Source organism: Photobacterium minamisatsumaniensis (genome assembly GCF_050336695.1).
GTDB classification, from domain to species: Bacteria; Pseudomonadota; Gammaproteobacteria; order Enterobacterales; family Vibrionaceae; genus Photobacterium; species Photobacterium minamisatsumaniensis.
This window is the reverse complement of record NZ_JAKJSI010000054.1, coordinates 43762-53423: the sequence shown is the minus strand read 5'-3', so window position 1 is coordinate 53423 and position 9662 is coordinate 43762. Positions and strand designations below refer to the sequence as shown.

Here is a 9662-nt window from a genome sequence, read left to right as displayed (position 1 = left end):
ATCGGTTCGAACCCGATGTGTCGCTCCAAATTGGTTTTTTCAGTCACTGACTGTGAGAACAATAGTTGTTACCGTACTTAAACGGTGAGATATAAATCGGACGCGGGATGGAGCAGYTTGGTAGCTCGTCGGGCTCATAACCCGAAGGTCGTTGGTTCAAATCCAGCTCCCGCAACCAATTTACTTGTTGAAATACAAGAATGCGACACTAGCTCAGTTGGTAGAGCGCAACCTTGCCAAGGTTGAGGTCATCGGTTCGAACCCGATGTGTCGCTCCAAATTGGTTTTTTCAGTCACTGACTGTGAGAACAATAGTTGTTACCGTACTTAAACGGTGAGATATAAATCGGACGCGGGATGGAGCAGCTTGGTAGCTCGTCGGGCTCATAACCCGAAGGTCGTTGGTTCAAATCCAGCTCCCGCAACCAATTTACTTGTTGAGATACAAGAATGCGACACTAGCTCAGTTGGTAGAGCGCAACCTTGCCAAGGTTGAGGTCATCGGTTCGAACCCGATGTGTCGCTCCAAATTCTATGAGCATCATAATGACTAACTCATTGTGATACTCTGACTCTGCTGCCACTGCATAATGCATAGGTACGGCAAAGCTACTACTGTGAAGTATTAGTTCAAAATGCAGCATTCCTAGGTTACTCGACTACCGATGGCCTTGTGTGTTGCCCAAATGTTCCATAACAATTGTTATCGGGAACGCTAAGAAGCAAGCAGCTTCAACTACATCATTTAAGATTTGCTTTACAGCCTTTATTGGCTGTTTGTCGTTATGACGCAAATGTAACTATGCTCTGTAGTCGATACCTGATGTATCGCTGTCAATTGACGACACATGCTCTTTGAATAAGTAATGGATAACCGGATGGTTACCAACAGGGCTATGTGAATCGTATCCGCTCTATTTATCCCAGTCTCATTTAGCTGGAATGCCTTGCCATTATTGGGCTAATGCCCTTTGTTAGGCTAAATTGTCACGATCGTACACAGACTTATCCACAAAAACAGCTTGTGGGTAAGTTAGTTGATACGTGTGCTGAGACCGTGTGAACAAGTCTGTAATTATCTTTTATCATACACAAAAGTCAAAAACTGTTGGTAAATTATCAACAGTTTAAATTGTTGATTTTAAAAATAATTAATACTTTTATCCCAACTTTATATACAACTAGATCCATTTGCTGAGTGATTGGATAACTTTTTTTAGCGGGATGATTTTCACCTGTGTTTAATATTTCCATCTGGGTATAAATGGGAATAGATGAAAATGTTTTCCACATTAGAGCTGAATTTTGGCTCAGCTCTCATTTTGTGCTACTAGGGTTGGGTATTTTGCAGGATGGGTGACGGCTAATAAGGTTTACGCGTCTCGTGGAAGGCCTTTTTCTACAATTCTGATGAGCCGTTTGGTTTTTCCTGGAAGAACTGCGATAGCGTCAACTTGGCGGCGTTTTTGTTGTTGCTCCAGTGCCCAGTTGATATGGATATCAAGTAATTCATTATCATCAAGGCGTTGCATTAACACATCAATGATATTGGCATCATAAGGTGCATTTCCCATGGCGATAGTTAAATTACGAAGCCACTGTAAGTGACCAATGCGGCGAATAGCTGACCCTTCTGTATTTTTAAGAAACTGTGATTCTGTCCATTGGAACAATGCGGTCAGCGGTTGTTGGTTGAGTGAGTCCCGACAATGGTAATCTTGCTCTTCCGTTAAATTGGAAAAGCGATTAAATGGACAGACTAGCTGGCAGTCATCACAGCCATATATACGGTTGCCAATGGCTTCACGAAACTCTTCTGGAATAATGCCGTCATACTCGATGGTGAGATATGAGATGCAGCGTCTCGCATCGACAACACCTTCTTTGACAATCGCCCCAGTAGGGCAACTTGTCATGCAGGCAACACATTTCCCGCATTGATCAGTCTCTGGGGTATCTACCGGTAGGGGCAAGTCAATTAACAATTCACCAAGAAAAAACCATGAGCCAGCTTCTTTACTGAGTAGTAAAGAGTGTTTGCCTGTCCAACCCAGTCCAGCTTTTTCGGCTAATGGACGTTCTAATATAGGTGCAGAGTCAACAAAAGGACGGTAGCCGAATGGCCCAACCTCTTGTTCGATAAGTTGCCCAAGCCGCTTAAGGCGGTTGCGGATCAACTTGTGATAATCACGCCCAAGTGAGTAACGACTAATATAAGCGGTATCAGGGTTATTGAGGCTCTTGGCAAAGCTAGCATCTGGTGGAAGGTAATCCATTCTCACGCTGATCACTCGAACGGTTCCAGGATGAAGTTCATCGGGACGCGCACGCATCATGCCATGTCGAGCCATCCAGTCCATATCACCATGATAGCCGGCATCGAGCCAGCGCTGGAGCTGAACTTCGTGTTGCTGTAAATCAATATCGCAGATCCCGACATGCTGGAAACCAAGTTCTTGGCCCCATTGCTTGATTTTTATGGTGAGATCGCGGTAATCGATAGTCATGGTGTTTGGTACTTGGCTCAATTGGGGGCGGAAGTGTACCACAATCATTTTAGCTGGTGCGTGCAATTACAGTAACCAATTAACTTAAACAAGTGAGATCGAGCTGTATTCGCTCATGTGGTGATTGTGTCTGTAGTTGGAATTCGGCACTATCGGCAGAACAACGAATGAACAATGGTATTTGATTTTCTGGCCTACGAGGAAGGGATTATGGACCGAGCAGAACTGCCCACTCAACTGTATTTGGCCGAACAAGTACGCCAAGGAGAAAGGCAAGCAGCCCGCTTGATGAACCTTGATCTGTACTGCCTGATGGAGCGTGCTGGGCTTGCAGTATTTGATTATATGACTGAGGCCTTTCCTTCTTCGACTGACATTTTAGTGTGTTGTGGTGGGGGCAATAATGGTGGTGATGGCTATGTGGTTGCACGGCTTGCGTTGTTGGCGGGTTATTCGGTAAGGGTTTGGCACGTTGGGGATCCCACTCAATTAACCGGTGATGCCGCGAAGGCGAAGCAAGCGTGGTTGGCGGCTGGCGGTCATATTTTGAAACCGGAGCCGTGCCTTCCTGAATCAGTGGGCGTCGTCATTGATGCGATACTGGGGATTGGGCTTACGGGTTTAGTCCGACCCAATGCGCTTGAACTGATTAAAGCGATTAATATGTCTTGCTTGCCTGTTATTGCCGTTGATACCCCTTCCGGAGTGTGTGCCGATACAGGACAAGTGTTAGGCGGAGCAATAAAGGCTCAGGCCACCATAACATTTATTGGTTGTAAGCAAGGTTTGTTAACGGGGCAAGCGGTGAACTATGTTGGTGAACTTATTTTGGCTGGCTTAGAGGTTGAATCGGTGTTTCAGTCGATATGCCAACCGTCGACAAAGCGTGTCACTCGTAATGATCTGGTTAGCTGTTTAGGATCAAGAAAACGATCAGCGCATAAAGGGGATCATGGTCGGATCTTATGTGTCGGCGGTGATCGTGGCATGGGAGGGGCGATCCGTTTAGCGGCTGAAGCTGCTGCCCGTAGTGGTGCTGGTTTAACGGCGGTGCTAACTCAACCTGACAATGTATTGTCAATTATTGCGGCTGTACCTGAAATAATGGCACAAGGTTGGCAAGAAAAAGCCCACGAAGCGAGTCAGAAGTTGGCATGGGCAAAGGTGGTTGTACTCGGTCCCGGGCTTGGATTGTCGGATTGGAGCAAAGCACTTTTTTTCTATTTTGCTCATTCCGAAAAAAAAATGGTATTAGATGCCGATGGATTGAACTTATTAGCACTTTCACCAGACTATAAAAATAATCGTATAATAACGCCGCATCCAGGAGAAGCTGCCCGATTATTACAATGTACAATCGCGGATATTGAAGCCGATCGTTTCGCCGCGGTTAAAGCACTGCAGCATAAATATGGCGGTGTTGCGGTACTGAAAGGTGCAGGAAGCCTGATCTATGATGGTGCTGACTGCTGGTTATGTACCGCAGGCAATCCAGGTATGGCGACAGGAGGAATGGGGGATATACTCTCAGGTATTATTGGTGCTTTGGCTGGGCAGGGGCTGACCTTGTCTGATGCCTCAAGGATTGGAGTATTGATCCATAGCCTAGCAGCAGATCTATGCGCGAAAGATGGTGAGCGTGGTATGCTTGCGAGTGATTTATTCCCTCATATTCGACAATTAGTAAATCCGAAATTAAGAACATAATGCAAACATTCGAAACCTTGCTTGCCGATGAGCAGGCCACAGTTAATTTGGGCTATCAACTCGCACATGCGTGTGATCGCCAAACAACCATTTACCTTCATGGCGATCTTGGTGCAGGTAAAACGACATTTAGTCGCGGTTTTATTCGTTCCTTGGGCCATAATGGTAATGTGAAGAGTCCCACTTATACGTTGGTGGAACCTTATGAATTACCGCCTTGGCAGGTTTACCATTTTGATCTATATCGATTAGCCGATCCTGAAGAACTCGAGTTTATGGGAATCCGTGACTATTTCACATCGGATGCCATTTGTTTGGTGGAGTGGCCAGAAAGAGGGCATGGCTTGTTACCAGCCCCTGATCTAGAGCTGGATATGCGCTATGAAGGCGAACAGCGAAAAGTCACAATTACAGCCAATAATGAATATGGTGAAGCATTAATCAAGCGTTTGGAGTTGTGTTGATAGGATGTCGTTAAGGGCTTTTTTTCATATTGTAGTTTTAGGTGCTGGACTATTTATCAGCTCATGGGCAATGGCTAATCAACTAGAAGGAATTCGAGTTTGGCCTGCACCGGATGAAACGCGTGTTGTGCTTGATATGCAGGAAAAAGCTGACTATAGCTATTTTACCCTGACTAAGCCTGATCGTCTGGTGGTTGATCTTAAGCAGACAACACTGAAAACCAAGCTACCCGTTGTTGTTAAAGACAGCGCGGTACTAAAGACTATTCGCAGCAGCGGTGCGCCCGCCAAAGGGACTTACCGTTTGGTGTTCGAAACCAAAACGGGTACAACCCCGAAGCTGTTTACATTAGCCCCAACGCCTGATGGCCATTATAGCCACCGTTTGGTCATGGACTTACCGCATAAGAAGGCGGCGGTGAAAACCGTTACGCCAACAGCGGCAAAACCTGTCGCCAATCAGCAAGCGATATTACCTTATGGTACTGATGATATTATTGTTGCGATAGATCCTGGCCATGGTGGTGAAGACCCCGGTTCGATCGGACCAACAGGTAAATACGAAAAAAATGTCAATCTCGATGTGGCTAAAAAGCTCCTAGCCCGCATTAATGCCACACCCGGCATGAAAGGGGTGCTGACTCGTAGTGGCGATTATTTTGTTAACCTTAATAAACGCTCAGAGATTGCCCGAAGTAATAAAGCACATTTACTGGTTTCTATTCATGCTGATGGCTTCCATAAACCTCAACCACGTGGAGCTTCTGTTTGGGTACTGAATACCCGTCGAGCAAACAGTGAAATTGGTCGTTGGCTTGAACAGCATGAAAAACAGTCAGAACTATTAGGCGGTGGTGACGTGTTGTCGGGTGGCAATGATGATCAATATTTGAGTATGGCAGTATTAGATCTCCAGTTTAGTCATTCGCAAAAAGAAGGCTACGATGTAGCAACGCGGGTTTTACGAGAGCTAAGTAAAGTTACTACTTTGCATAAGAGTAAGCCTGAGCATGCTAGTCTCGCAGTATTAAAGTCACCAGATATTCCATCGTTGTTGGTTGAAACAGGGTTTATTACTAACCCACAAGAAGAACGATTATTGAATGCTAGGTCGCATCAGAACAAGCTATCTGATGCGGTGTATAAAGGGGTCTTAGCTTACTTTAATGCAAAGCCGCCGGAAGGGACGCTGTTTGCTTCTCGCCAGCAAGGGGTGAAACATAAAGTCACGAGTGGGCAATCGCTTAGTGTGATTGCTAGTCGTTACGGCACGTCTATTGCGGCCATAAAGCAGGCGAATAACCTCAAGTCGAATACCTTGAAGGTTGGTCAGGTGTTGGCTATCCCGGGTAAAGCCCCGGTTACGGCACCCACAACACCTGCTGTTGCGACAACCACCAAAACGGTGACACATACAGTGGCGAGTGGTGACTTCCTGGGCAAGATAGCCAGCCAGTATGGAGTGACAGTCGCGAGTATCAGACGTGATAACAAGTTACGTTCCGATGAACTTGCCATTGGCCAAAAATTGAGAGTTTCGGTGAGCGTCCCGGTAACGGCACCAGCAAAGGCTGCTGTAGCGACAACCACCAAAACAGTGACGCATACGGTGAAGCGCGGTGAGTTCCTTGGCAAAGTTGCTAGCCAGTATGGCGTGACGGTCGCGAGTATCAGGCGTGACAACAAGTTACGTTCCGATGAACTCGCAATCGGTCAAAAGCTGAGAATTTCAGTGAAGGCCCCGGTATCGGTGGTCCATACCGTGCAGCGGGGTGATTTTCTCGGTAAGATTGCCACTCGCTATGGAGTGACTGTCAGTCGTTTGCGTGAAGCGAACCAATTACGCTCAGACAAATTGGCGGTTGGACAAAAACTTACTATTCCGAGTAGTTAATTATGCCTATTCAGATCTTGCCAGCTCGTTTGGCGAACCAAATTGCTGCTGGTGAGGTGGTAGAGCGACCTGCGTCGGTGGTCAAAGAGCTGGTTGAAAACAGCCTTGATGCCGGGGCAACCCGCATCGATATTGATATCGATAAGGGGGGCAGTCGCACGATCCGTATTCGAGATAATGGCAAAGGGATTCCCAAAGACGAGCTCAGTCTGGCATTAAGTCGCCATGCAACATCGAAAATAGCATCGCTCGATGATCTTGAAGCCATTGTCAGCCTTGGTTTTAGGGGCGAGGCGCTTGCCAGTATTAGTTCGGTGTCACGGCTAACCCTGACGTCCCGTACTGCCGATCAAGAAGAAGCGTGGTCGGCTTATGCCGAAGGGCGTGATATGGATGTGCAGTTGAAACCCGCAGCGCATCCCGTAGGCACTACGCTTGAAGCCTTGGATTTGTTTTTTAATACTCCTGCTCGTCGCAAATTTCTCCGTACCGAAAAGACTGAATTTGGCCATATCGATGAGCTGCTAAAGCGCATCGCATTAAGCCGGATGGATGTCACGATCAACCTAAGACACAATGGTAAGATGATTCGTCAGTACCGAGAAGCAAATACTCAGGTGCAGAAAGAACGTCGTTTGGCAGCAGTATGCGGTGGGCAATTTCTTAATCATGCGCTTGAAGTAGAACTTGCACATGGTGATTTAAAATTGTCTGGTTGGATTTGTAGTCCGCAAGGTGCACGTTCACAAAATGATATTCAATATTGTTATGTGAATGGCCGAATGATGAAAGATAAGCTAATCAACCACGCAATCCGTCAAGCCTATGAAGGCAGTTTAGCGCCAGAACAATATGCCGCTTATGCTTTATTTATCGAGGTTGACCCGCATCAAGTGGATGTGAACGTGCACCCAGCAAAGCACGAAGTTCGTTTTCATCAATCCCGCTTGGTCCATGATTTTATTTGCCAAGGTTTACAGAGTGCACTGATCCAAGGGAGTGATGAGTATGGTGCCGTTGTTGCCCCTCCTCAGCCCCGAGCAAGTGCACAAGCGGCAGAATATGCATCTACGTCTACACCGTCATATTCAGTGTCAGAGCCGGATACAGTGTTGACTGCAGCGGCAAACACGCCGGATTATCCGAACAAAGCGCCAGCGCGCGAGTGGTTGTCGTCAGAGCCAAGCCCATCCTCACCAAGAGGTGCAGGGCGTGATTATCATCGTCAAGAGCCTGTCGGGTTACCGCGCGATGTGAAACCGCAATCATCAAGCTCAGGTGGAAAGGCAGGGGCTACTCGTTATAATGACGACGGGCCAACGGAGCAAGAAGTTGCTGCCTATCAGCAGTTAATGGAAACAGTAGAGGCTGATCCAGTCACTGACCATGTTAGTTCGATTCAAGGTGCTCAGCCTCACTCGACCCCTTCCCAACCGGTTTTACAGCAAAGGACAGCGTCGCCGATCCCGGTAATGCAGCCCACTGAACAAGCCACGCGCAGTGAAGCTATGCAACAGACCCGTCAGGATGCTATCGATACCACCAATGGTGTGGGGTTAGGCAAAGCATTATGTCTTGTTAAACAACGATATTTGCTCTTAAATCGTGATGATGGTGTTGCGTTGCTTGCGCTTGACCTAGCATTGAAGCTGCGTGTCAAAGGGCAATTGCGTTTAGCGCAAACTGAGGGCCTAAAACCACAGCCATTGCTTATACCTCATTCAGTACCTGTTGAAGCGGGTATGATAGACTGTGCAGAGCAACATGCCTTACTGCTCAAACAGTTAGGTATTCAGTTAAAAGCGAAGGGTAAGACCCATTTGATCATTATGTCGGTCTGCCAACCATTAAGGCAGCAGAACCTACAGCAATTGATCCCAGCGCTGGTTGGTTATCTTGCCGCTATTGCTGAAGACCCTGAGGCACAAGGATGGGACAAATTACTTGAATGGCTGGCACAGCAACTGGTGATCCCAACTGAATCTTATAGTTTGTCGCAAGCCATTCAGCTCGTCACCGAGCTTGAGCAATTATGGGGCGGCGAACTTGAAAATTATTATCCAAATTTGCTGCGCTCCGTCGATGTGAGTACAGCAATAGAAGCATTTAACTATGACTAAGCCATTACCACAGGCCATTTTTTTAATGGGGCCGACTGCATCTGGAAAAACAAATTTGGCCATTCGTTTGCGCCAAGAACTGCCAGTGGAGTTGATAAGTGTCGATTCAGCCCTTATCTATAAAGATATGGACATCGGTACTGCGAAGCCCGACGCCCAAGAACTTGCCTTAGCACCTCACCGCTTGATCGATATTCGTGATCCAGCGCAAAGTTATTCAGCTGCAGACTTTCGTGCTGATGCACTGAAAGAAATGGCTGATATAGTTGCAGCAGGGCGAATACCAATGTTAGTTGGCGGTACGATGTTGTACTACAAGGCATTATTGGAAGGTTTGTCACCTTTGCCTGCTGCTGATCCGGTGATTCGAGCTCAAATTGAGCAAGAGGCGGAAGAAAAGGGGTGGCAGGTTTTACATGAGGAATTAGTACGGATTGATCCCGTATCAGGGGCTCGCATTCACCCGAATGATCCTCAGCGTTTGTCACGCGCATTGGAAGTTTTCCGTATTTCGGGTAAAACTTTAACAGAGCTTACGAAAATTCAAGGTGATACCTTACCTTACAGGGTTCACCAATTTGCAATAACGCCCACGGACAGGGCTGTTCTGCATCAGCGGATCGAACAACGTTTTGAAAAAATGATCGAAGCAGGTTTTGAACAGGAAGTTCGTGCTTTGTATGAACGAGGAGATCTGCACCAAGATCTACCTTCAATCCGTTGTGTCGGCTACCGTCAGATGTGGGAATATTTGGATGGGAAGTGCGATTTGGATGAAGCGGTTTTCCGTGGAATTTGCGCGACTCGTCAATTGGCGAAGCGTCAGATCACCTGGTTGAGAAGCTGGAAAGAACTGACGTGGTTGGATAGCAGTGACGTAGAAAGTGCGTTACAAACGGTCACAAACTCAATTAGATGTGACGTTTGATTAACGTGTATACTGGTTACTGTTTTGCGTATTTTTAATGTT

Annotated in this window: 6 protein-coding genes and 4 tRNA genes; 9 read left to right on the top strand and 1 reads right to left on the bottom strand. The window is 46.8% G+C overall.

The window, feature by feature from the left end; all coding sequences use genetic code 11:
- The first annotated feature begins 101 nt into the window (after positions 1 to 101).
- From L4D78_RS24755 to L4D78_RS24740, 4 genes are all read left to right on the top strand, one after another.
- Positions 102 to 178: transfer RNA gene (locus L4D78_RS24755), tRNA-Met, on the top strand.
- Positions 179 to 202: 24 nt separating this feature from the next.
- Positions 203 to 278, top strand: a tRNA-Gly gene (locus L4D78_RS24750).
- 73 nt (positions 279 to 351) lie between these two features.
- Positions 352 to 428 (top strand) — tRNA-Met (locus L4D78_RS24745).
- Between the two features lie 24 nt (positions 429 to 452).
- A tRNA-Gly gene (locus tag L4D78_RS24740) sits at positions 453 to 528 on the top strand.
- 845 nt (positions 529 to 1373) lie between these two features.
- Here the strand turns inward: L4D78_RS24740 and queG are convergent.
- On the bottom strand, positions 1374 to 2507 hold the full coding sequence (gene queG, locus L4D78_RS24735) for a tRNA epoxyqueuosine(34) reductase QueG (RefSeq protein ID WP_428469397.1): 1134 nt from the start codon (positions 2505 to 2507) through the stop codon (positions 1374 to 1376).
- 210 nt (positions 2508 to 2717) lie between these two features.
- Here queG and L4D78_RS24730 point away from each other — a divergent pair, with 210 nt between their 5' ends.
- From L4D78_RS24730 to miaA, 5 genes are read left to right on the top strand one after another with little or no spacing between them, the layout of a single operon-like run.
- Positions 2718 to 4214 (top strand): NAD(P)H-hydrate dehydratase, encoded by a 1497-nt coding sequence (locus L4D78_RS24730; RefSeq protein WP_428469395.1) that lies wholly within the window; start codon positions 2718 to 2720, stop codon positions 4212 to 4214.
- A complete protein-coding gene (tsaE, locus tag L4D78_RS24725; RefSeq protein WP_428469394.1) occupies positions 4214 to 4678 on the top strand; it encodes a tRNA (adenosine(37)-N6)-threonylcarbamoyltransferase complex ATPase subunit type 1 TsaE in 465 nt (154 codons plus the stop codon). The genes L4D78_RS24730 and tsaE overlap by 1 nt, the downstream gene beginning before the upstream one ends.
- A 4-nt stretch (positions 4679 to 4682) precedes the next feature.
- Positions 4683 to 6572 carry a LysM peptidoglycan-binding domain-containing protein gene (locus L4D78_RS24720; RefSeq protein WP_428469393.1) on the top strand — a complete coding sequence of 630 codons (1890 nt, stop codon included), beginning with the start codon at positions 4683 to 4685 and terminating at the stop codon, positions 6570 to 6572.
- 2 nt (positions 6573 to 6574) lie between these two features.
- Complete coding sequence (mutL, locus tag L4D78_RS24715; protein WP_428469392.1) at positions 6575 to 8692, top strand: DNA mismatch repair endonuclease MutL; 2118 nt, start codon at positions 6575 to 6577, stop codon at positions 8690 to 8692.
- Complete coding sequence (gene miaA / locus L4D78_RS24710) at positions 8685 to 9620, top strand: tRNA (adenosine(37)-N6)-dimethylallyltransferase MiaA (protein ID WP_428469391.1); 936 nt, start codon at positions 8685 to 8687, stop codon at positions 9618 to 9620. The genes mutL and miaA overlap by 8 nt, the downstream gene beginning before the upstream one ends.
- Positions 9621 to 9662: the final 42 nt, after the last annotated feature.

What these genes read in the sequence shown, in the direction of transcription:
- L4D78_RS24720 (WP_428469393.1), top strand. Translation starts at nt 4,683, where the DNA reads ATGTCGTTAAGGGCTTTTTTTCATATTGTAGTTTTAGGTGCTGGACTA.
- miaA (WP_428469391.1), top strand. Translation starts at nt 8,685, where the DNA reads ATGACTAAGCCATTACCACAGGCCATTTTTTTAATGGGGCCGACTGCA.
- tsaE (WP_428469394.1), top strand. Translation starts at nt 4,214, where the DNA reads ATGCAAACATTCGAAACCTTGCTTGCCGATGAGCAGGCCACAGTTAAT.
- L4D78_RS24730 (WP_428469395.1), top strand. Translation starts at nt 2,718, where the DNA reads ATGGACCGAGCAGAACTGCCCACTCAACTGTATTTGGCCGAACAAGTA.
- queG (WP_428469397.1), bottom strand. Translation starts at nt 2,507, where the DNA reads ATGACTATCGATTACCGCGATCTCACCATAAAAATCAAGCAATGGGGC.
- mutL (WP_428469392.1), top strand. Translation starts at nt 6,575, where the DNA reads ATGCCTATTCAGATCTTGCCAGCTCGTTTGGCGAACCAAATTGCTGCT.